The following is a 21270-nucleotide window of genomic DNA, read 5'->3' as shown; positions in this document are numbered from 1 at the left end:
CAGATGGATACGCTAATCTTAGGACTGCCGGTCGCGTACTACATAGCCATGGTTGCCAAAGTGCTCGTAGCTTTTGTCTTCGTGCTCCTTACCGTGGCCTACGCCACCTACGCGGAGCGCAAGATCATCGGACACATGCAGGTGCGTCTGGGTCCCATGAGGACCGGCTGGCACGGCCTGCTGCAGCCGATCGCGGACGGCGTCAAGCTGTTCTTCAAAGAGGAGATCATTCCATCGCAGGCGAGCAAGTTCGCCTTCCTGATCGCTCCCCTCGTCGCCCTGATCCCGGCGTTCATCTCCTTCGCGGTCATCCCCTTCGGTGACAGCGTGACCATCGGGGGGTACACGGTGCCGCTGCAGATCGCGGCGTACTACGACCAGGCCGGCAAGCAGGTCTTCGACGTCAACGTCGGCGTCCTCTACATCCTGGCCATGGCTTCCCTGGGCGTCTACGGCATCGTGCTCGCCGGCTGGGCCTCCAACTCCAAGTACTCGCTCCTTGGGGGGCTTCGCTCCGCGGCACAGATGATCTCCTACGAGCTCGCCGCCGGCCTCGCCATCATCTCGGTGTTCATGCTCTCCGAGAGCCTCTCCCTGCACAAGATCGTCGCCGATCAGGCAGGTGGCGCATGGTACGCCTTCAAGCAGCCGCTGGCCTTCGTGATCTTCTTCATCTGCTCCCTGGCCGAGATCAACAGGACCCCGTTCGACCTTCCCGAGGCCGAGACGGAGCTGGTCTCCGGCTTCTGCACCGAATACTCCTCCATGAAGTACGCGATGTTCTTCATGGCAGAATACGCCAACATGATCACCGTCTGCGCCGTCACCACCACCCTGTTCCTGGGCGGCTGGCACGGCCCGGCCTTCCTCCCCGGCTGGTTCTGGTTCATCGCCAAGGTGTACTTCCTGATCTTCCTCTGCATGTGGATCAGGGCCACCTACCCGCGTTACCGCTACGACCAGCTCATGCGTCTGGGCTGGAAGGTGTTCCTGCCGCTCACCCTGGTCAACGTGGTTGCGACCGGCCTCTGGGTCATGTTCATCAGCAAGTAGAGAAAGAGTCAAGCTACACAACTTCTAGGCGAGGTGCCGCAAATGATAATGCCGCTCATCAAAGGTCTTCAGATCACCATTTCACATATGTTCAAGAAGCCGGTCACGCTGCAGTACCCGACCGAGCGTCCTGACGTCAAGCCTGGCTTCCGTGGACTGCACGCGCTCAACGTGTCCCACGACAAGGCCAAGTGCGTTGCGTGCTACCTTTGCCCCACCGTCTGCCCGGCCAAGTGCATCACGGTCGAGGCGGGCGAGGACCAGAACCACGACAAGTACGCTGCCAAGTACGAGATCGACATGCTGCGCTGCATCTTCTGCGGCTACTGTGTGGAAGCGTGCCCGGTTGACGCGATCCGGATGACGGAACAGTTCGAACTCGCCAACTATTCGCGCGCAGACTTCACCTACACCAAAGACAGACTCTTAGAAAAGAAATAAAGGAGCAGCAATGGAATCGATCTTCTTTCTCGTCGTGGCTGCGGTGGCCGTTATTTCCAGCATACTCGTGGTCACCTGCAAAAACCCGATCAACAGCGCGCTGTCGCTGGTGATGACCTTCTTCTGCCTGGCGACCTTCTACGTCATGCTGGACGCCCCCTTCATGGCGGCCACCCAGGTGATCGTGTACGCCGGCGCCATCATGGTCCTGATCATCTTCGTGATCATGCTCCTGAACGTGAGGGTTGAGACCGTCAAGCGCGGCACCCACGCGGTGATCGCGGGAAGCGCCATCGGCCTGTTCATACTCTTCCAGACCGTCTGGTTCCTGATGAAGGGGTCCATGACCGGCAAGGTGGGGGATATGACCAAGGAGCAGATCGTGAGCGTGGGCCACGTCGAGCTGATCGGCAAGGCGCTCTTCACCGACTTCCTGCTTCCGTTCGAGGTCACCTCGGTGCTGCTTCTGGCCGCGATCGTCGGCGCAGTCATCCTGGCCAAAAAGAAAATCTAACGCTACGAGGGGAACAGACATGCTAGCGATCGAAAATTACCTGATAGTTTCGGCCATACTCTTCGCCATCGGGACCATAGGGGTCCTGACCAAGAGAAACGCCATCGTCATCTTCATGTGCATCGAGATGATGCTGAACGCGGTGAACCTTACCTTCATCGCCTTCTCCAGGCACCTGGGCAACATCGACGGACAGGTCTTCGTCTTCTTCGTCATGACCGTGGCCGCCGCCGAGGCAGCCGTCGGTCTCGCGCTGATGATCGCCTTCTTCAAGAACCGCGAATCCATCGACGTCGAGGACGTCAACCTGCTGAAGCTCTAGAGCGGGGCTTCAGACCGCCGCCACTGGATGCGCTCAGCTGAGGGCGGAGAGATCCGCGACAGTACAAAGCGAATGGGCGGCGACGTGCCGCTTGCCAAGATACGACTTATAAGAATACAGAACAAAGGAGTCAGGGATGTTTGATTTAGTATGGTTGATCCCACTGTGCCCTCTCATCGGCTCGGTCATCAACGGCCTACTCGGCAAGAAGATAAAGAACGAGACGGTCATCGGCGGTATCGCCGCCGGTAGCGTGTTCGCCTCCTTCATGGTCGCCTGCGGGATCCTGTTCCAGCTCCTGAGTCTGCCGGGCGAGGAGCGGGTGATCCAGAAGACCATCTTCACCTGGATCCAGTCGGGTACCTTCAAGGCCGATATCGGCTTCCTGATCGACCCGCTGTCCGCAACCATGCTGATGATCGTGACGGGGATCGGTTTCCTGATCCACCTCTACTCCATCGGCTACATGCACGGTGAGGAAGGGTTCTACCGCTACTTCTGCTACCTGAACCTGTTCACCTTCTCCATGCTCTGCCTGGTGTCGGGCAACAACCTGCTCCTCATGTTCATCGGTTGGGAAGGCGTGGGTCTCTGCTCCTATCTGTTGATCGGCTACTACTTCCACAAGAAGAGCGCCGGCGACGCGGGCAAGAAGGCATTCGTGATGAACAGGGTCGGCGACTTCGGTTTCCTCCTTGGTCTCTTCACCCTCTTCTACTACCTGGGCACCAACCACAACGTCTGGACCATCAACTTCGTGGAGCTCGCGAAGAACGCCGACCTCCTGGTCCCGGGCGCCGTGGTCACCACCGTCTGTCTCTGCTTCTTCCTGGGTGCCACCGGTAAGTCCGCCCAGATCCCGCTCTACACCTGGCTGCCGGACGCGATGGAAGGCCCGACCCCGGTCTCCGCGCTCATCCATGCCGCCACCATGGTCACCGCCGGCGTCTACATGATCGCCCGCATGAACTTCATCTTCATCAAGAGCCCGACCGCGCTCCTCGTGATCGCCTGCGTCGGCGCCGCCACCGCGCTCTTCGCGGCGACCATCGGCACCGCCCAGAACGACATCAAGCGCGTGCTCGCGTACTCCACCGTTTCCCAGCTCGGCTACATGTTCCTGGCCATGGGGGTCGGCGCCTTCACCGCCGGCGTGTTCCACCTGATGACCCACGCCTTCTTCAAGGCCTGCCTGTTCCTCGGTTCCGGCTCCGTCATCCACGGCATGCACCACGCGCTGCACCATGAGCACTCCGAAGCGGACCCGCAGGACATGAGGAACATGGGTGGATTGAGGAAGAAGATGCCGGTCACTTTCTGGACCTTCCTCTTCGCGACCATCGCCATCGCTGGTATCCCGGGCCTCGCCGGCTTCTTCTCCAAGGACGAGATCCTCTGGCAGGCGTTCGCTAACCCGCATCACCATGCAGTCAACTACGTTCTCTGGGGCGCGGGCGCCATCGCAGCAGGCCTGACCGCTTTCTACATGTTCCGCCTGGTCTTCATGACCTTCTTCGGCCAGACCCGTCTCTCCGACAAGGCGTTCCATCACCTGCATGAGTCCCCCTGGGTCATCACCGTGCCGCTTGTCTGCCTCGCCTTCCTCTCCATCTTCGGCGGCTACGTCGGCGTTCCGAAGGTCCTGAGCGAGTTCTTCACTGGCGGTGCATTCCCCAACTACTTCGAGCACTGGCTCGAGCCGGTCTTCGCTTACTCCACCCATTACACCGAGGCGCACGGCGCGCACGGTCTGCACTCCGTCGCCATGGAGTGGGGCCTCATGGGTGTCTCTGTCCTGATCGCCTGCGGCGGCATCGCCCTCGCCTTCGCGCTGTACATCGTGGCACCGGGCTTCCCGGAGAAGTTTACCTCCACCTTCCCGGCGCTGCACCGCGCGGTCTACAACAAGTGGTACGTCGACGAGATCTACGACTTCGCCTTCGTCAACCCCTGCAAGGCCCTGGGCAACTTCCTCTGGAAAGGGTTCGACGTGCTGGTTGTCGACGGCATCGTGAACGGCGTTGCCGCCGTGGTTCGCGGCTTCTCCGGTATCCTGCGCTACGTGCAGACCGGCTTCGTTCACAACTACGCCTTCACCATGGTGTTCGGCGTGGCCCTGATCGTCGCGGTGTACATCTTCCGCTAAGACACGAGACTTGAGATAATTTTGACCTGTAAGTAAAAGGAGCAGAGTAAATGAACCAGCTACCGTTACTGAGCATATTAACCTTCACACCGCTGATCGGGGCGATACTGCTCCTCTTTGTGAACAAGAACAGCCACGGCGTGCTCCGTACCATCGCCATGGCGGTTACGGTGGTGACGTTCGTCCTCTCGTTGCCCCTGATCACCGGGTACAACGCGCCGGGGAGCGACATCGGCGGTTTCCAGTACCTCGAGAACATCCCCTGGATCGCTGCCGGTCCCTTCCAGATGAGCTACCATCTGGGCATCGACGGCATCAGCCTCTGGCTGGTCATCCTGACCACCTTCATCATGCCGATCGCCGTCCTCTCCACCTACACGGCGGTTGAGGAGAAGGTGAAGGAATACATGATCTGCCTCTTGCTCCTCGAAGTCGGCATGATCGGCACCTTTATCTCGCTCGACCTGTTCCTCTTCTACATCTTCTGGGAGATCATGCTGATCCCGATGTACTTCATGATCGGTATCTGGGGCGGCAAGAACAGGATCTACGCTGCAGTCAAGTTCTTCATCTACACCGCGGTCGGTTCGCTCCTCATGCTGGTCGCATTGATCGTCCTCTACTTCAAGGCGGGCGGCGGCGACTTCAGCATCCTGCGCTTCTACCAGCTGCACCTCGACCCGACCACCCAGATGTGGATGTTCCTGGCCTTCGCCCTGGCCTTCGCCATCAAGGTCCCGATGTTCCCGCTGCACACCTGGTTGCCGGATGCCCATACCGAGGCACCGACCGCCGGCTCCGTGATCCTGGCCGCCGTCATGCTGAAGTGCGGTACCTACGGTTACGTACGTTTCGCCATGCCGCTGTTCCCGGAGGCGAACGCTCAGTTCACCCCGCTCATCGCCACCCTTTCCGTGATCGGCATCATCTACGCCTCGCTGGTCGCCATGGTGCAGCAGGACGTCAAGAAACTGGTCGCTTACTCCTCGGTAGCGCACCTTGGCTTCGTAATGCTGGGCGTCTACGCCCTCAACCAGCAGGGCGTCACCGGCGGCATGCTGCAGATGCTCAACCACGGTGTTTCCACCGGCGCATTGTTCCTTATCGTCGGCTTCATCTACGAGCGTCGTCACACCCGTCTCATCACCGACTTCGGCGGGCTTGCCAAGCAGATGCCGGTCTTCGCCACCATGTTCATGATCGTTACCTTCTCCTCCATCGGCCTGCCGGGCACCAACGGCTTCGTCGGTGAGTTCCTGGTGCTCCTCGGTTCCTTCGAGAGCAACCTGCGCTGGTACGCCATCATCGCCACCTCCGGCGTCATCCTCTCCGCCGTCTACATGCTCTGGATGTTCCAGCGCGTGATGTTCGGCGAGCTGAAGAACCCGAAGAACCAGACCCTGAAGGACCTGAACGCGCGCGAAGTCGCCATCATGCTTCCGCTCATCTTCCTGATCTTCTTCCTGGGCATCTACCCGCGTCCGATCATCGACAGCATGGCGCCGTCCATCGACAAGATGATCGCGCAGACCAAGGTGCAGAAGCAGGTGGCAGAGGCGGCAGTACCGGCAGTTCCGGCGCTTCCCCCGGGTCACATGGCAGTACCCGAAGCAGGTGCGGCACCCGCCGGTATGCCCGCAGGTCATCCGGCCATGCCGGAGGCAGGCGCAGCACCCGCCGGCATGCCCGCAGGACACCCGGCCATCCCCGCAAACAACGAAGCAAAATAGACCGCTTAGAACTACTGACGGAGGATTATAGATGGAAACAATTGCTATGCCGGCCATAAACCTGGCAGTGATCATGCCTGAGATCCTACTCTCATGCATCGCCATGGTGCTGCTGCTCGTCAACGTCTTCGTGCCGGGCAATAACAAGGCCTACCTCGGTTACCTGAGCATCATCGGCCTTGCAGTGACCGCGGCGAGCGCCGTGGGCGGCTGGGGGCCGTCGGTATCAGCGTTCAACGGATCGGTAGTGCAGGACAACTTCGCGATCTTCTTCAAGGTCATCTTCCTGATCTCCGCGGGCCTTGCGATCCTCATATCCGACCGCTACATGGTCCAGGAGGATTGCAACCAGGGCGAGCTCTACCCGATGATCCTGTTCGCCACCGTCGGCATGATGCTGATGGCGAGCGGGACCGACCTGATGGTCATCTTCCTCGGCCTCGAGCTTCTCTCCATCTGCCTGTACGTGCTGGCAGGGTGGAACCGTGACAACCTGAAGTCCAACGAAGCGGGTCTCAAGTACTTCCTGCTCGGTGCCTTCTCCACCGGCTTCCTGCTCTACGGCATGGCGCTCACCTACGGCGCGACCGGCAGCACCAAGATCCAGGCCATCTCCTCCTACGTGATGGGCAACCCCGGCGTAGCCAGCAACCCGCTCTTCGTGGTGGGCATGCTGCTGATCGCCGTCGGCTTCAGCTTCAAGATTGCCGCCGCTCCGTTCCACATGTGGACCCCGGACGTTTACCAAGGCGCACCGACCCCGATGACCGCCTTCATGTCCGCAGGTCCCAAGGCGGCAGGTTTCGCAGCCTTCATCCGCGTCATGATCTTCGCCTTCCCGATGCTGAGGGCCGAGTGGAGCGATCTTCTCTGGATCCTGGCCGTCCTGACCATGACCGTCGGTAACATCATCGCCCTCTCCCAGGACAACGTGAAGAGGATGCTGGCCTACTCCTCCATCGCCCACGCAGGTTACGCGCTGGTAGGTTTTGCAGCAGTCAACGCCGAGGGCGCCGCAGGCATTCTGTTCTACATGCTCTCCTACGCCTTCATGAACATCGGCGCCTTTGCCGTGATCATCCTGATCACCAAGAAGGGCGAGGTTAACGGCAACGTGCAGGACCTGGCAGGTTTCGGCCACAAGAAGCCGCTTCTGGCCATGGTGCTGAGCATCTTCCTCTTCTCCCTGGCAGGCATGCCGCCGACCGCGGGCTTCATCGGGAAGTTCTATCTCTTCTCCGCAGCCATCAAGGCCGGTTACGTCTGGCTCGCCATCATCGGCGTACTGAACTCCGCAGCGTCGCTTTACTACTACCTGCGCGTCATGGTCTTCATGTACATGAAAGACCCGGAAGAAGACTTCGAGTGGGCAGGTGCCACCCCGGCCATCGCAGTATGTCTGCTGGTAGCCGTAGGCGCCACCCTGGTTCTCGGCGTAGTCCCGGGCACCGTCCTCGAGCTGGCGCAGAAGGCAGTTCAGTTCTAAGGCAAGATTGATAGCAGAATCAAAGAGGGCACCCGTCACCGGGTGCCCTCTTTGCGTTTGTAGGTCCCTCGTCGCAGACTGAACCTCTCATGTCAGTTGTGGAATAAGGACCGGTTGTGGCCCCCTGTAGGGGCGAATAATCATTCGCCCAGCCAAGGTTGCCCAAGGCACGCCCTTGGTCGGGCTACAGGCGACGGCAGCCCAAAGCGGTGACGTTCACCCCGATGGAACCACCATCCCCCCCATCGAAGATTGACACCTGTCCCCCCCTTGGTACATTTCCATCTTCACGAGCTCTCCGTTAGGAGGTTCCAAGATGGCCGGTTCCCGCCAGTTCCACTCACATCGTGACCCTTTCCAGCGCCCCTCCCTGACCCCTGGCCCTCTCGGCCACAATGACGCGGCATCACCAGACACGCCAAGATCATTTGTAGGAGACACACCAGGACCTCTGGGGCATAAAGATTTTGCCTCCCCGCCGTGTGTTGTAGTCGCAGTTCCTGGGAACTCGAACCAGATCGCGAAGATCATGGAACGGATTCCCGGTGCTACGAAGCGCCTGGACGAGACTGATTTTATTGATGCAGCAAATTCGCTCAATTTGAAGGATTCTGTGGCAATCATAAAGGCGTTTGCCGAGGTCGAATGTGGGGGGCACAAAGGTTTCGGGCCAGATGGACGGCCCATTCTTGCTTTTGAAGGCCATGTGTTTAGACGTCTCACCAAAAGAAAACATGACTTAAGCCATCCTCTTCTCTCTTACCAATACAGGGTTAAGGCAGGCCCCCAGTGGAAGAAAAACAACCGGGATCATGCAACTGCCTGGTTCACCCTGCGACAAGCTTTAGCCTTAGACTTTGATGCGGCACTTCACTCATGCTCTTGGGGAATGTTTCAGATTATGGGTTTCAACTACAGGAGCTGCGGTTTTAGTAGGGTAGTCGATTTCGTAAAGGCGATGAAGTCAGGGGAGCGGCAACAATTGTTGGCCTTTATAGAATTTTGCAAGGCTAGAGGTGAATTGATCGCTGCAATAGCGGCAAAAAACTTCAAGAAGATGGCACTTATATACAATGGGGAGGACTATGGCAACTACGATACGCTCATACAAAACGCGTACAGAAAGTATGCTGCCAAATAAGCGGTTTTTCAGCCTTGTCGGTGGGGCATTGGTTCTCTTCCACGCCTATGTGTTCGAATGCAAAGCGGGAGAGTTCCGATCGGGGATTTACGAAAACGTAATTATAGCTATGGACAAGAGTGGCAGTATCACTGGCCGGTATCAAGAAAGCCAAGGCGAAGGCGTGCGTAAGACCTGTTCATTTTATTTCAAAGGCAAGGCACAGGGAGGTGTCGCTGAAATAATCACGTGGAGCGATCGTCAGTTGCCAGGACTTATCAAGGCCGTAAATGAAGGCGTAGAACTAAAAGTTCCTGGGGGGCGAGAACATGCTGGATGCGGACTTGTATTGTTGCCTGACATCGCAGAAGGGCTTTCATTTGATTTACTGTATCCGACGGATTGGCAGAAATTAACGACGATTGTGGCGTCCGCGAGGTTACGTAAAAGCATAACAGATTCTGAGGAACGGGGACAACGTCTTACCGTGGGTACAACTGTTGGAGTGATTGATGAAAGCGGAGACTGGCTTCTAGTGGAAACGACAGGCGGCGAGAGGCGAGCACGCGGGTGGATCCGCGCCGATGAAACTGCAGAACAACGATTGCCGTGAAAACGTCTCGTACTGCCCCCTTCCTCAAAATAGCTCCTGGCAATCAATCGCGGTAGCTGTGGCCTAATAGCCTGTAAATTACCTCTGTGTCCCTCCGTGTACCGCTGCGCCCTCAGTGTTCTCGTTGTTCAGGTTAGTGTAGGGGTTCGCTGGGGGGCGGCCTAAGCGGTTTCCGCCAAGGAAAAATCTGAGGGGCCGGCTTGACAAATCTTAATAGCGTTTAATAATCTCTTCCATTACTTCAACCCTAGCACGGGAGGCAACGATGAGCGAACCTTTCGATATTCCGGGGCTAAGAGACCTCAGCGACGGAGACTTGGCGCTTCAGGGAGAAGCGGTGGCCGATCTTCTCGACGAACATGCAGCCTTTAAGGATCAAACCCTTCCCGCCTGCATTCCTGGCCCGACCCAGATCAGGCAGGATGCGCACCAGGTCAAGCAGACATCGACCGCGGCTAGACTTGATCCGTCTAAAGAGCCCGCAAGGCAGGCGGCGCGGGAAAAGATGATCCAGTCGATTAAGTTCTCCTGCCAGTACGTGGTGATGTACTCGACCCACACCAACAATCCATACCTGCTGGATACCGTCGGTGTGAACAGAGTCCACAAAGCCCCCCGGAGCACAGTCATCAAACTTCCCCAGAAGTTCAACAAGGTTAAGATCAGCCATGGCGACAAATCGGGGGCAGTAAAGATCTACGTCAACAGTTGGGAAGGGAAGGGGAGCGTCGTCGTACAAGTCTGCTACGGTGATCCGTCATTGGAAGAGTCGTGGCAGCAACTGAAGATGTCCCATTACTGTCACTTCACCGTCGAAGGATTGGAGCCGGCGCGAAGGGCCTACTTCAGGGTCAGGTTGATGAACGATGCCGGAGTCGGCCCCTGGTCGGAGGTAATGGAATTGATCATCATCTAAAGCAAAGAGACGTTCCCCCTTTGCCCGTTACCACCAGGCGACTGCACCGGCGTGCAGTCGCCTTTAGTTTGCTCACTCACGAAAGATCTCGTCTTTCCGCCCATGACCTGGATACCCACCACAATATCCCAATCTTCACGGGCCGAGTGAGCCCGTAGCCGACCCGTTTGCGTACCCGTATCCGCCGTCCGCAGTCCGCAGTCCGCAGTCCAATGCGCTTCCGTTGAAGCCTCCCCCCCCAAAAAAATGGCCATTTACACAAAGGATTTTACAGGCCCACAGAATAGTGCGTTTTCCTGGGAAATAGTGTTATTTCAACTGAAAACTGCTTATTTCATTTGAAATAGTGCAATTCCGAGTCGAAATCTCACTATTCCCGCCGAAATAGTGCAATCCTGAGGGAAATAGTGCAATCTTGTCCGAAATAGTGAGATTTTGAAAAAAATAGTGAGATTTCGAACAGAATAGTGCAATTCCGATCCAAGATTGCACTATTCCATTTGAAATAGTGAGATTTTGGCCGACGATCGTACAATTCCGTTGGAAATAGTGCAAAACCAAACTCAAATTTCACTATTCCGTTGGAAATAGTGCAAACCTGTTCCGGTTTTTGCAAATTCCATCAGGAATAGTGAAACTGCCCCTCGGAACCTCCCAATCCTTTGGGAGTCATCCCCGTTATCCCTTTCATACCTGTTAATGCAGGCCTTAGTTGCACCGCTGCCAGAAGTGCGTGCGGCCATGAATATCCGAATAGCCGGAAAAGGTGTTAATGCAGGGCAGAAATTCTGGGGGTGCAGCACTTACCCGAAATGTAACGGCACTCAGATCATCGGAGTCGCTGTTCCGACACCAGCATCACAAGATTCGGTGGCGGTGCTGCAGAAAGAGGAAGCAAAACGAAGTTGCCAGGGCTGTGGCCGCGAGCTTGTCCTGAGGAAGTTCCAGAGTGGGCCGAAAGAGGGGCAGAGCTTTTACGGGTGTCTTCCGCGTAAGAAAGCATGGCCAGTCGCGTAAGGTTCTATAAAAGACAGCAAACCATAAAGGGCTATAGACCCAAACTGTAAAGGAGTATGGAATAAGTTCCATAAGGTAACTACGTTCCATCCTTCCGGAGGAGGTTCAGCAAAGACTTTTCCATTTTGGGGGAGAGAAGAATTTGAATGTATTTGCGCAACTCATAGAAACGCAACATCACATTGCAACGGCTGGGTTGAGATCCTATTTAACCTTGATTGACATAGAGGGCGATCATATTGCGGGGAAAATACTTTGTACCTTGGCTAGGATAGCATGTACAGCAACTGTATCATCTTTTTTGAAATGTGATATTGCAGCATTCATAAGTTTTAGATCACGAGTGCCAGCTTAGTTGCTATAAAATTGCCTATGTATTAACCGAGAAAACAGGCATTTTTACTTTTGGTCACCTCAATTCCAGAGGGGAACTCAATATCCTTTGTGACGATAATTTTGTATGTTTGTTCTGTTGCGGTGAGATAATTAGCAATATCATCAGGCTTTTGATTGATAATACTTTGAAGGATAGCTCCGAAAGGAGAAAGATTCATTGCATTGCTTCCCCTTCCAACTCGATTTTCAGCTTCTATGATAATCTCTAGTTCCTGTTCACCTAGGTCAAGGGCAGAGAGCAGAGCAGAAACGTTATCGGCTAACCGTAACAAATCTGCAGGTAATCTATCAGATGGCCAAAATTTATGAACGATATTAATAATTTTCGAGCAGCGCTTAGTGGCTCGGTTGGTTTTATTCAAGGCGGGGGATGACGCTATTGTGTCTGCTTCCAAAATGGATATTTCGGCGTGTTCTAGCATTGCCTTAATTTGAAATGCAATCCTGTCTTTCGCCCAGTTCTTGGTATCAGATTTGTAAATCATGTCATGAGTCGCAACAGCCCACGCATGTTGTAAGAAGGTCTTTATCTGGACTTCAAATGTAAGGTCGGTAAGGCCAGAAGGTTTTGCACCTTCTGGGTCCTTCCATTTTACATACAGCCTAAGGTCGTCAAAAGGGAAAGCATCAGCCCCTTTATGGGTAAAATTATCCCTCTTGGGACGCCTCTCTATAAGAACGAACTCGTTGCAAATTAAAGCTTCGGCCTTTGAACGGGTTTGCAGGTTCTCTACTACCAATGTGCAGGCAAAAAAATCCTCAATGCCGGACGGAAACCGCCCAGTCTCAAGTTTGAGAGCATAACTTTCTAGCGTTTTAATTCGACCTTCATAGTGCCACCTATAATCCTTTTTAGAAATCATGAGCGGTTGCACTCGTTCGGAAAGTAAAATGTAACGCTCTTTTAGTTCCTCATATAAATTACGTATAGCACTAGGCACTTTCATTTTGTTGTACCAACTCTAGTAGTGCCTCCAGTCGATCCCGCCTCTGTGGCTCCTCCGTACTGGCTCCTATGCTTCCTTGATAGTATCTATAACTAGATTTAAATTTTGTCGTCACTTCGCCCCTAACGGCCTTTTCGTATACTGAAGGATCCTTAAAAGCATTAACCTCTGCCATGAAGTCGACATAACTATCTGCGAGGTCATTAGGCGAAGTCATCAAAATGTGGCGCGTAGCTATCAAGGCCCAGAGAGTGTAAAAGTTTTTAAAATCTGAAGCATAATTAGTTACGCACTGATTGTGATTTTCCATCGAAACCATATACCGTCTAGTTTTTGTGAAAAGTTCAGTCATAGCGTCGACATCAACTTCGGGTGAAATCTCAGATGGATCATCATAGTTTGCTGAAAAATCATCAATTTCGTTTTGGTCAAATCCGGAAATATCGCCTTTTAATATCACAATTAGAAGCTCGGAAAGAAACTGAACATCTTTCATTCTTTTGGCTCTTGATGTTGTTACTACTCCCAACTCTTTCCACTCCAACTCTTCTGCCTCACGCTCAACAAATGTGATAAACCACCCATCGTACTTTGCATGACGTAACTCTTGTTCAACGAGTTTTCTGGAGTTACGATTTAACCGGTCAAAGACCTCGTTTACAAAATTAGACGAAACATCAACGTTTATGAATTCTACTGGTAAGACATAATCCCAGAAAGCTTTGGCAAGATCTTGGTCTTTGGAAATATCTTTCCATTTTTTACCACTAAGTCTTATGTCACCAAACTCTTTATCTATTGAGAGCTTATTGCTGATGAACAGAAGAATAGTTTCTAACCGCTGCTTTCCATCAACAACCCTGTATATAGTGTTGCCTCCGTCAGACACTTTATGTAAAAAGATCGAAGGGCTCGGATACCCTCTGAAGACTGTATCCAAAAAGAATCTTCTATCCTTAGGGGTCCAGACACTCCTACGTTGGTATGGCGGGTCAAGGTCCAATTGATCATTTCGGTTAAGATCTAAAAACCAGCTTATATCCTGGGTAGTAACTCTTCGATTCATTTAATTCTCCGTCCACCAAGGTAAGTTAGATATTGAAGAAACGGTAAGATGTCTGCACTTAATTCTTTCGTTTAACCAATGTGTAGTTCTTTGATCTTTCAAAATGCTCAGTGCATTTACACAAGTTGAGATGTGACCGTTTTTAGGAGTTAAAACAAGGAAGTGGTTCTCTACTGCTACTTTAGAGTCGATATCAACCACAGAGGCTACACAGCGGGTACTGTCCTTTGGGGCAGAGGTTCTTCTGACGACAACAAATGGAGGATCAAAAACCCGCTTGCTAAACCTCCTATAACTGGCGGGTGAAACAATAACCTGCCAAGGCTCAACGTCACGGGTATAGAGATAAGGATACAACGGTCCTTGCTCGAGGTCCCTATGGGGGACAACCGATCCGACGTTTACATAGAAAAAATCACTCACTTTCTCACAAGTTTGTTCTTCAGGCCACCATCCAAAATTTAATCCAGTACCATTATGATCTATTTCGCCCTTTAGAATAAATACATCAACATTTGCAAAAGTAGAAAAACGACCGACTACTTCCTTCTCTAAGTTCTTTGTGTTATTCTCCACAAGATTGCGCCATTTCTGGTAACGAGAACCTGCCCGCAATACTTCAGGAAGAACAGCTATGAATCTAGTTCCACGGGAAGAGTTCTCTATATAAGTCGCTAAGAACTCTGCGGCTGAAGTTATCCCCCCATCAGCCCACGAGCATGAAGGTCTGCTTCGCATGGGGTTAAAAGGCGGATTCATAACGATAATTATATCGTCACAGCCGTAAAAGTCAGTGGACTTTAATCCGTCGCCGACTTTAATTTTATCAAATACTGCATCGACTGGGTATTCTACATCCAAATCTTCCTGTGACCGTTCTCTTGCCAATAACATTAATCTTGCCTTGGCTGCACGAACAAAGTCCGCATTGATATCAATTCCTGCAAGTCGCCTCTCCCACAACCTGAGAGTTTCTGGAAATGATCTTGAAGTGGGTAAGCCTTTTGCACAAGCTAAAAGCAAATCTCCTGCACCACACGCCGGATCAAAAATTATGGTATCTGGGCCCACGTGAGGAAGGACCTTGTTGGCTACCAATGTGGAGACATCTTCTCCAGAAAAGAAAGCCCCAGTCATTTTAAGGAATTCTGATTTCAGGTGCCTCCTCACCTGTTCATAGTGCCATGAACTAAGCCTATGCTCTTCACTGTTTACCTTGCCGTTTTGGGCGGCCAGTTCCAATTTTGATAAATACTGATGGTACGGTGTCATTAATGCCAAGCCCCTGCTGTTGGATTTGCATCATATAAATAGCACACCAAGATCTTCAAATCTACGGCTTCTTGACCTCGGGAGGCATTCTGTATCTAGCCTGCCAAGGAGCCGAGGAGGATGGTATCTAGGCCTCGGGGGGACGCTGTTGATATTTGAGGCTGGGGGACGGTGTTGATTGGTTGATTTTAAGGTGTCGGTTGGTAGGCTGAAGGGTATGCCACGAGCCGCACGCCTTGACATAGCCGGCGTCCTTCATCACGTCATCATCAGGGGAATAGAACGACGAGACATCTTCCTCGATGCCATGGATCGCCAGTCTTTTGTCGATCGTTTTACCGAACTCCTTGTAAAGATGGGAATGGACTGTCTTGCTTGGGCTTTGATGTCCAACCACGTTCACCTGTTGCTCCGGCCCAGCCAAAACAACCTCGCCCGCTTCATGCGCAGACTCTTGACCGCACATGCCGTAACCTTCAATCTTCGCCATCACCGCAGCGGCTATCTTTTCCAAAACCGTTACAAATCTATCGTCTGCGAGGAAGACACATATCTACTAGAACTCGTCCGCTATATTCATCTCAACCCTTTACGAGCCGGTCTCGTCAAGGAGGCTGGGGGACGGTGTTGATTAGTTGACTTTAAGGTGTCGGTTGGTAGGCTGAAGGGTATGCCACGAGCCGCACGCCTTGACATAGCCGGCGTCCTTCATCACGTCATCATCAGGGGAATAGAACGACGAGACATCTTCCTCGATGCCATGGATCGCCAGTCTTTTGTCGATCGTTTTACCGAACTCCTTGTAAAGATGGGAATGGACTGTCTTGCTTGGGCTTTGATGTCCAACCACGTTCACCTGTTGCTCCGGCCCAGCCAAACCAACCTCGCCCGCTTCATGCGCAGACTCTTGACCGCGCATGCCGTAACCTTCAATCTTCGCCATCACCGCAGCGGCTATCTTTTCCAAAACCGTTACAAATCTATCGTCTGCGAGGAAGACACATATCTACTAGAACTCGTCCGCTATATTCATCTCAACCCTTTACGAGCCGGTCTCGTCAATAACATGAAAGAGCTGAAGACATATCCTTGGAGTGGTCATGCAGTGATCATGGGAGTGAAGGAAATACCAGGACAGAGGACAGACGAAGTGCTGCTTTACTTTGGCGACAAACGAAGGTCTGCCAGGGCAAAGTATGAGGAGTTCGTGGCTGACGGAATTGGTCTGGGGAAACGAGATGAACTTGTCGGTGGTGGCCTGCGACGTGTCATGAAAGCCGTCGGAGACGATTTCATCTCCGCGTATGATGAAAGAATTCTGGGCACCGCTGGCTTTGTCCAGCAGTTACAGGAGGACAAGGAGGTTGCTGAGAGGCTGGACACCCGCCTTCCATTAATGCAATTTGTTGAAGAAATTGCGAAGGCATCAGGGATCTGCGTTGTGGCTCTCAGTCAACGACGAAGGGGGGCGGAGTTGTCGGACGGGAGGCAGGGGGACGCCCATGAAATTATGCGTTTCTCTGCCTTCGCGCATGGTCTGCTCAACCCGGTGCACCTGTTGCTAATGTAGGAGGGGTGTGGCAACCTTCTGGGTATGCCACGACAAGCCCGAATAGACGCTCCTGGTGCATGCCATCACATCATCTGTCGTGGCATCGAGCGGAGAAAGATCTTCCTCGATGACAGCGACAGGGACCGCTTTCTGTTGCGCCTGGGACAAGTTCTAAAGAAGTCCTCGACTCGTTGCTTTGCCTGGGCGCTTATCCCCAACCACTTCCATTTGCTGCTCCAAACCGGCAATACTCCCATCTCCGACGTCATGCGTCGCCTGACCACGGGGTACGCGGTAGAGTTCAATCATCGTCATAACCGCTCGGGCCACCTCTTCCAAAATCGATACAAATCCATCCTGTGCCAAATAGATCCATACCTGCTCGAGTTGGTGCGCTATATCCACCTGAACCCGATTCGGGCCGGAATTATCTGTACAGTACCTGAGTTGCGACTGTATAGATTTTGTGGGCATGGTCAACTGCTCGGCGACAAAAAGTACCCATGGCAAGAAACCTCGGAGGTCCTGGACAGATTTGGAAGCAATGAGCAGGAGGCCCGCAGTAACTATGAGAATTTTATCCGCGATGGACTTCAGAGTGGGCACAGGCCCGATCTCATTGGCGGAGGTTTGGTGCGAAGCGCTGGGGGATGGGAGGAAGTCGTAGCTGCTCGACGCGCTGGGATCTTCTTGAAAAGCGATGAACGAATCCTTGGTGACAGTGATTTTGTGGAGCGGGTGTTACAAAGGGCGGAAGAGCATGTGGAGAGGATAACAGCGAATCGGGCGGAAGGCTTTGATTTTGAGCAAGCCGTGGAGCGAGTTGCACGGTTGCTGAAGATGGAAGTTGCGCAAATTTGGCAACATGGCAAAGAGCCTTTGCTGGTGAAGGCAAGAAGCCTTTTATGTTATTGGGCAACCTTTGAACTAGGAATGACTGAAACTGAGGTCGCTACCAGACTGGGTATTACCCAGTCATCAGTGAGTAGGTCGGCTGTTCGCGGCGCGGGTTTAGCTGCCGCGAACGGTTGGCAGCTGAGATCTTAGATAGAAACGCATAATTTCATGGGCGTCCCTCTGACGCTTTGCACTAATCCATTTGAAATAGTGAGATTTTGGCCGACGATTGTACAATTCCGTTGGAAATAGTGCAAAACCAAACTCAAATTTCACTATTCCGTTGGAAATAGTGCAAACCTGTTCCGGTTTTGGCAAATTCCATCAGGAATAGTGAAACTGCCCCTCGGAACCTCCCAATCCTTTGGGACGCATCCCCTTTATCCGCCCGTCGCTCACCGTGCCGTTGCGTAGTAACCTGAAAGGGGCGGCATTTCCCGCATTCACTTTTAATTTCCGGGAAAGGCGTTAATCTTGATGCAGCTAGTGTCTATCCGGAGCGCGCATGCTTACAGGGCAACATCCCAGACTGAGAAAACTCACGCAGTTCCTGCTTATCCTCGTCTCACTGAGTCTCGTCCCCACGTTTATGTCGTCCGCCGCCGAACCGACGATCAGAATCGGCGTCCTGGCACACAGGCCGAAGCCTGAGACCGCGGCCCGCTTCCTGCCCCTCGCGCGGTATCTGCAAGAAGCGTTGCCCAACCACGAGGTGCGCCTCGACGTCTATACCTACACCGAACTGGAAGCGGAGTTGGCCGCTCACAGGCTCGATTTCGTCCTCACCAACCCGGGACATTACGTGCAGCTCAGGCATGCGAACGGGATGTCCGGGGTCCTGGCGACGATGATCGAGGATGAGGGGGGGACGGAGATCCACTCGTTCGGCGGGGTCATCTTCGCCAGGGCCGACAGGACCGACATCAGGAGCCTGGGCGACGTGAAGGGAAAGCGGATCGCCGTCGTCGGGACCGGCTCCCTCGGGGGGTACCAGGCGCAGGCGTACGAGCTCGCCAAGGCGGGGGTCCGCCTTCCCGCGGATGCGAAGCTCCTGATTACCGGGATGCCGCACGATTCGGCGGTGTCGGCGGTCATCGACGGACGTGCCGACGTGGGCATGGTCAGGACCGGGGTTCTGGAGCAAATGGCGGCGGAGAAGAAAGTCGACCTCTCCCGGCTCAAAATACTGAACCGGAAAAACATCCCCGGCTACCCGGCCATCACCTCCACGCAGCTCTACCCCCAGTGGCCTTTCGTGGCCCTCCCCCACGCGGACCAGGATGCGGCGCGGCAGGTAGCCGCGGCGCTTCTGGCCATGAGGCACGTGGTTCGGCCAAACGGCCTGCACGGTTTCGCGGTGCCGGCGGATTACGCTCCGGTGGAGGAGCTCTTGAGGGAGCTGCGCATGCCGCCGTTCGAGCAGTCTCCCTACTTCACCGTCCGGGATATCTGGGCCCGTTACGGCAAGGAGATGGCGGCCCTTGCCGTCGGTGGGCTCATCATAGCCTTTCTCGGGGTGCGGCTCATCGTCACGAACAGGAAGCTGCATGAAAGCGAGCTTCGCTACCGGACCGTGGCCGATTTCACCTCGCATTGGGAATTCTGGCAGGCGCCGGACGGGACGCTCGAGTACATCTCGCCCGCGTGTGTGAATGTCAGCGGCTATACGGCTGAAGAATTCTACCGGGACCCGCAACTGCTGACGAAAATCCTGCACCCGGGCGACGTCGCCGCTTACGAGGACCACGTCAACCATAACTACGAGGACGGCAGTCCCAAACCGATCGACCTGCGCATCGTGCGCAAAGACGGCGCCGAGCGCTGGATTTCGCACAGCTGCCGGAGGGTGCAGTCAGGCGATGGGAAAAGTCTCGGGCTGCGCGCCTGCAACCACGACGTAAGCGACAGGCAACTCGCGCAAACGAGGCTGTCCGACAAGGTGGCGGAGCTGGAAGCGAGCATGGCGAAGGTCAAACAACTGGAGGGGATCATCCCCATCTGCATGCACTGCAAAAACATCCGCAACGACAAGGAAAGCTGGCAACAGCTCGAAACCTACATAAGCGCGCATACGGACGCCATGTTCAGTCACGGCATCTGTCCCTCCTGCAGGGACAAGTACTACGCGACCTGAACGGACACTGATCGGGAACCGGTTTCCGTTGCGCCTGGGGTAAGTCCTGAAGAAATGGGTGGGACATGCGGGCGATGCAAAGGTGGGCGCTGGTGGATTAAGTGGAAAACTTGGAGGGACGTAGGTAGGTTGTGTAACTTTTTAGATACGGCCCAGATAAAAGGGTCGGCGCCCACGGGTGTAAAACCCGTCGGATGGAGACAGAGGGGGCTGTTGTCGATTGTTGGCTTTTAGACGGTGGTGCGGGCGCCCCTCTGGTTTTCCTTGCACAGATTTCCCCTCACAAGCGTGAGCTACGCCTGCTTCAGCACATCGGCTTCGTTATTTAGCTCCTTCAGGTGAAGCTCGACGAGGTCCCCAGCGCTTAGCTTTTGAAGGCACGCAAGTACCAGTTGTTTCCCCAGGTCGTTGTACTCCCCACCCCCCACGACGTTGATTTCCGTGTCAGTAGAGAGACCGGTCACCTTCAGGTGGACGTCGTCCCCCAGGCACAACACTCCGAAATCCTTGTCGCCGAAATCGCGCATGCAGAGCTGCAAAAGGTTCAAGGCGACACTTTCCCACAACTTTGCAATCTCGAACGCTCCGTTTTCCATACCCCCCCCTATCCTTTGGCAAGTGTAAGCGGCGCAGCCTTCTTCAACGGCGCCTTGTGCAGTTCGCCCAGGCGCTGCACGCTGATCCTTTTCAGACAGGAAAGCACAAGCTGCTCACCAACCTCAGAGGACCCCGTCCCATACACAGTCATCATTACCTCGCCTGTCGATTCCAAGACCCTGATCCGCGCAGCGTCGCCGCGAGTGCCCACATCGACACAACGCTCCTGTTCATTCCCAGCCACCAGATCGATGAGCGCGAACGTCATTGCCTGGTACAACGACTCCAGTTCGAATCCCATGACTCCCTCCTGTCGCCAGCATTAGTAATTGTTAAAAAATGACAGCAATGTTGATTGCTGTCAACCGGAGCGCTAAGAAAAAATCTGAACCCGTTGCGAGCCGGTCTTATCCGTTGGTAGAGTTGGGCGCTATCGGTTACTGGTCCCAGATGTAAAAAGGCCACCCGCGGCGATGCGGGTGGCCTTATTTGCAGCGGTCACAAAATGCGTCTTATTCGATATTGAATGACTTGCTTATGTCGCTGGTCAGCGCCCTTGCCGCGGCCCTCAGTTCGTGGCAACTGTCACGGACCACTGCGGAGTTGAGGCAAAGTTTCACGTTGGCCGGTATGTCTTCAGCTTTGACGGTCATGTCGACCCCATTTCCCTTGGTGATGTGGAGGGAATCGGTGTAGTCGATCTTGAAGTCATCTTTGTAGTCGCATCTCATCTCTCTCACCTCTTTTCACCCCTTCATTATGCCAGATCGTGACTCTAACGGGTAGGGGAACTCCCCGGGGAACCAGGGGTACACACCCGCTAGCATTTCCGATCAACCTCCCCGTTCAAGTCAGGGCGTGCCCCATACTGCAGCGCCGGACTGCGCCGCTATGGAACGGACCGGCTGTTCCAAAAACGGTACGTGTTCCACCGTGGACCGCGGCAGTCGTTCCGTTTTAAAGCATGTCCTCGTAATCTTCCTGCCTCGACAAAAGCTCTTATAAGTGAAAACCCCTTTGTTTACAAACAGTAATAGGTTCATCAGGTTTT

Annotated in this window: 20 protein-coding genes and 1 pseudogene; 15 read left to right on the top strand and 6 right to left on the bottom strand. The window is 54.1% G+C overall.

The features are described 5' to 3' along the window. Positions 1-3 precede the first annotated feature (3 nt). From nuoH to KP003_RS18790, 10 genes are all read left to right on the top strand, one after another. Positions 4-1053 (top strand): NADH-quinone oxidoreductase subunit NuoH, encoded by a 1050-nt coding sequence (nuoH, locus tag KP003_RS18835; protein ID WP_216500199.1) that lies wholly within the window; start codon positions 4-6, stop codon positions 1051-1053. A gap of 42 nt (positions 1054-1095) precedes the next feature. Continuing rightward, positions 1096-1494, top strand: coding sequence for an NADH-quinone oxidoreductase subunit NuoI (gene nuoI / locus KP003_RS18830; protein WP_216500200.1), 399 nt, complete (start codon positions 1096-1098; stop codon positions 1492-1494). Between the two features lie 10 nt (positions 1495-1504). Further along, a complete protein-coding gene (locus KP003_RS18825) occupies positions 1505-2008 on the top strand; it encodes an NADH-quinone oxidoreductase subunit J (protein WP_216500201.1) in 504 nt (167 codons plus the stop codon). Positions 2009-2027: 19 nt separating this feature from the next. After that, positions 2028-2330 (top strand): NADH-quinone oxidoreductase subunit NuoK, encoded by a 303-nt coding sequence (nuoK, locus tag KP003_RS18820; protein ID WP_183343823.1) that lies wholly within the window; start codon positions 2028-2030, stop codon positions 2328-2330. A 136-nt stretch (positions 2331-2466) separates the two neighbouring features. Beyond that, positions 2467-4476, top strand: coding sequence for an NADH-quinone oxidoreductase subunit L (nuoL, locus tag KP003_RS18815; RefSeq protein WP_217300127.1), 2010 nt, complete (start codon positions 2467-2469; stop codon positions 4474-4476). Positions 4477-4526: 50 nt separating this feature from the next. Next, positions 4527-6206, top strand: coding sequence for an NADH-quinone oxidoreductase subunit M (locus KP003_RS18810; RefSeq protein WP_216500203.1), 1680 nt, complete (start codon positions 4527-4529; stop codon positions 6204-6206). 31 nt (positions 6207-6237) lie between these two features. After that, positions 6238-7692, top strand: coding sequence for an NADH-quinone oxidoreductase subunit N (locus KP003_RS18805; protein ID WP_216500204.1), 1455 nt, complete (start codon positions 6238-6240; stop codon positions 7690-7692). A gap of 316 nt (positions 7693-8008) precedes the next feature. Next, complete coding sequence (locus KP003_RS18800; RefSeq protein WP_217300126.1) at positions 8009-8833, top strand: N-acetylmuramidase family protein; 825 nt, start codon at positions 8009-8011, stop codon at positions 8831-8833. Next, entirely contained in the window at positions 8778-9425 is a 648-nt protein-coding gene (locus tag KP003_RS18795) for a hypothetical protein (RefSeq protein ID WP_217300125.1), read from the top strand. The genes KP003_RS18800 and KP003_RS18795 overlap by 56 nt, the downstream gene beginning before the upstream one ends. A 265-nt stretch (positions 9426-9690) precedes the next feature. Beyond that, the gene (locus KP003_RS18790; protein WP_216789631.1) at positions 9691-10341 is read left to right on the top strand and encodes a fibronectin type III domain-containing protein; all 651 of its coding nucleotides are present in this window, start codon (positions 9691-9693) and stop codon (positions 10339-10341) included. A gap of 1394 nt (positions 10342-11735) precedes the next feature. On the opposite strand, the gene KP003_RS18780 is transcribed toward KP003_RS18790, so the two are convergent. The 3 genes from KP003_RS18780 to KP003_RS18770 are packed head-to-tail and all read right to left on the bottom strand — an operon-like array spanning position 11736 to position 15039. After that, the gene (locus tag KP003_RS18780) at positions 11736-12701 is read right to left on the bottom strand and encodes a RelA/SpoT-related domain-containing protein (protein ID WP_217300123.1); all 966 of its coding nucleotides are present in this window, start codon (positions 12699-12701) and stop codon (positions 11736-11738) included. Next, on the bottom strand, positions 12688-13767 hold the full coding sequence (locus KP003_RS18775; protein WP_217300122.1) for a DUF262 domain-containing protein: 1080 nt from the start codon (positions 13765-13767) through the stop codon (positions 12688-12690). Before KP003_RS18775 ends, KP003_RS18780 begins: the two co-directional genes overlap by 14 nt. After that, positions 13768-15039 carry an N-6 DNA methylase gene (locus KP003_RS18770; protein WP_217300121.1) on the bottom strand — a complete coding sequence of 424 codons (1272 nt, stop codon included), beginning with the start codon at positions 15037-15039 and terminating at the stop codon, positions 13768-13770. Between the two features lie 217 nt (positions 15040-15256). Here KP003_RS18770 and KP003_RS18765 point away from each other — a divergent pair, with 217 nt between their 5' ends. The 5 genes and pseudogenes from KP003_RS18765 to KP003_RS18750 all read left to right on the top strand — a co-directional run bounded on the left by KP003_RS18765 (position 15257) and on the right by KP003_RS18750 (position 19622). Continuing rightward, positions 15257-15670 carry a transposase gene (locus KP003_RS18765; RefSeq protein ID WP_496198502.1) on the top strand — a complete coding sequence of 138 codons (414 nt, stop codon included), beginning with the start codon at positions 15257-15259 and terminating at the stop codon, positions 15668-15670. Between the two features lie 39 nt (positions 15671-15709). Beyond that, positions 15710-16012 (top strand): annotated as a pseudogene (locus KP003_RS21390) (transposase); the annotation flags it as partial. A 93-nt stretch (positions 16013-16105) separates the two neighbouring features. Next, the gene (locus KP003_RS21385) at positions 16106-16609 is read left to right on the top strand and encodes a hypothetical protein (RefSeq protein ID WP_239027678.1); all 504 of its coding nucleotides are present in this window, start codon (positions 16106-16108) and stop codon (positions 16607-16609) included. Positions 16610-16633: 24 nt separating this feature from the next. Beyond that, positions 16634-17638, top strand: coding sequence for a transposase (locus KP003_RS18755; RefSeq protein WP_216789619.1), 1005 nt, complete (start codon positions 16634-16636; stop codon positions 17636-17638). A gap of 355 nt (positions 17639-17993) precedes the next feature. Next, entirely contained in the window at positions 17994-19622 is a 1629-nt protein-coding gene (locus KP003_RS18750; RefSeq protein ID WP_217300119.1) for a PhnD/SsuA/transferrin family substrate-binding protein, read from the top strand. Between the two features lie 293 nt (positions 19623-19915). Here the strand turns inward: KP003_RS18750 and KP003_RS18745 are convergent, their stop codons facing one another. The 3 genes from KP003_RS18745 to KP003_RS18735 all read right to left on the bottom strand — a co-directional run bounded on the left by KP003_RS18745 (position 19916) and on the right by KP003_RS18735 (position 20950). Then, a complete protein-coding gene (locus KP003_RS18745) occupies positions 19916-20218 on the bottom strand; it encodes a hypothetical protein (RefSeq protein ID WP_217300118.1) in 303 nt (100 codons plus the stop codon). Positions 20219-20226: 8 nt separating this feature from the next. Then, positions 20227-20520 (bottom strand): hypothetical protein, encoded by a 294-nt coding sequence (locus KP003_RS18740; protein ID WP_216500212.1) that lies wholly within the window; start codon positions 20518-20520, stop codon positions 20227-20229. A gap of 211 nt (positions 20521-20731) precedes the next feature. Beyond that, a complete protein-coding gene (locus KP003_RS18735; protein ID WP_217300117.1) occupies positions 20732-20950 on the bottom strand; it encodes a hypothetical protein in 219 nt (72 codons plus the stop codon). Positions 20951-21270 lie beyond the last annotated feature (320 nt).

Source organism: Geomonas diazotrophica (genome assembly GCF_019063885.1).
GTDB classification, from domain to species: domain Bacteria; phylum Desulfobacterota; class Desulfuromonadia; order Geobacterales; family Geobacteraceae; genus Geomonas; species Geomonas diazotrophica.
This window is presented reverse-complemented; position numbering and strand designations above follow the sequence as displayed.

What these genes read in the sequence shown, in the direction of transcription:
- nuoH (WP_216500199.1), top strand. Translation starts at nt 4, where the DNA reads ATGGATACGCTAATCTTAGGACTGCCGGTCGCGTACTACATAGCCATG.
- nuoI (WP_216500200.1), top strand. Translation starts at nt 1,096, where the DNA reads ATGATAATGCCGCTCATCAAAGGTCTTCAGATCACCATTTCACATATG.
- KP003_RS18825 (WP_216500201.1), top strand. Translation starts at nt 1,505, where the DNA reads ATGGAATCGATCTTCTTTCTCGTCGTGGCTGCGGTGGCCGTTATTTCC.
- nuoK (WP_183343823.1), top strand. Translation starts at nt 2,028, where the DNA reads ATGCTAGCGATCGAAAATTACCTGATAGTTTCGGCCATACTCTTCGCC.
- nuoL (WP_217300127.1), top strand. Translation starts at nt 2,467, where the DNA reads ATGTTTGATTTAGTATGGTTGATCCCACTGTGCCCTCTCATCGGCTCG.
- KP003_RS18810 (WP_216500203.1), top strand. Translation starts at nt 4,527, where the DNA reads ATGAACCAGCTACCGTTACTGAGCATATTAACCTTCACACCGCTGATC.
- KP003_RS18805 (WP_216500204.1), top strand. Translation starts at nt 6,238, where the DNA reads ATGGAAACAATTGCTATGCCGGCCATAAACCTGGCAGTGATCATGCCT.
- KP003_RS18800 (WP_217300126.1), top strand. Translation starts at nt 8,009, where the DNA reads ATGGCCGGTTCCCGCCAGTTCCACTCACATCGTGACCCTTTCCAGCGC.
- KP003_RS18795 (WP_217300125.1), top strand. Translation starts at nt 8,778, where the DNA reads ATGGCAACTACGATACGCTCATACAAAACGCGTACAGAAAGTATGCTG.
- KP003_RS18790 (WP_216789631.1), top strand. Translation starts at nt 9,691, where the DNA reads ATGAGCGAACCTTTCGATATTCCGGGGCTAAGAGACCTCAGCGACGGA.
- KP003_RS18780 (WP_217300123.1), bottom strand. Translation starts at nt 12,701, where the DNA reads ATGAAAGTGCCTAGTGCTATACGTAATTTATATGAGGAACTAAAAGAG.
- KP003_RS18775 (WP_217300122.1), bottom strand. Translation starts at nt 13,767, where the DNA reads ATGAATCGAAGAGTTACTACCCAGGATATAAGCTGGTTTTTAGATCTT.
- KP003_RS18770 (WP_217300121.1), bottom strand. Translation starts at nt 15,039, where the DNA reads ATGACACCGTACCATCAGTATTTATCAAAATTGGAACTGGCCGCCCAA.
- KP003_RS18765 (WP_496198502.1), top strand. Translation starts at nt 15,257, where the DNA reads ATGCCACGAGCCGCACGCCTTGACATAGCCGGCGTCCTTCATCACGTC.
- KP003_RS21385 (WP_239027678.1), top strand. Translation starts at nt 16,106, where the DNA reads ATGAAAGAGCTGAAGACATATCCTTGGAGTGGTCATGCAGTGATCATG.
- KP003_RS18755 (WP_216789619.1), top strand. Translation starts at nt 16,634, where the DNA reads ATGCCACGACAAGCCCGAATAGACGCTCCTGGTGCATGCCATCACATC.
- KP003_RS18750 (WP_217300119.1), top strand. Translation starts at nt 17,994, where the DNA reads ATGCTTACAGGGCAACATCCCAGACTGAGAAAACTCACGCAGTTCCTG.
- KP003_RS18745 (WP_217300118.1), bottom strand. Translation starts at nt 20,218, where the DNA reads ATGGAAAACGGAGCGTTCGAGATTGCAAAGTTGTGGGAAAGTGTCGCC.
- KP003_RS18740 (WP_216500212.1), bottom strand. Translation starts at nt 20,520, where the DNA reads ATGGGATTCGAACTGGAGTCGTTGTACCAGGCAATGACGTTCGCGCTC.
- KP003_RS18735 (WP_217300117.1), bottom strand. Translation starts at nt 20,950, where the DNA reads ATGAGATGCGACTACAAAGATGACTTCAAGATCGACTACACCGATTCC.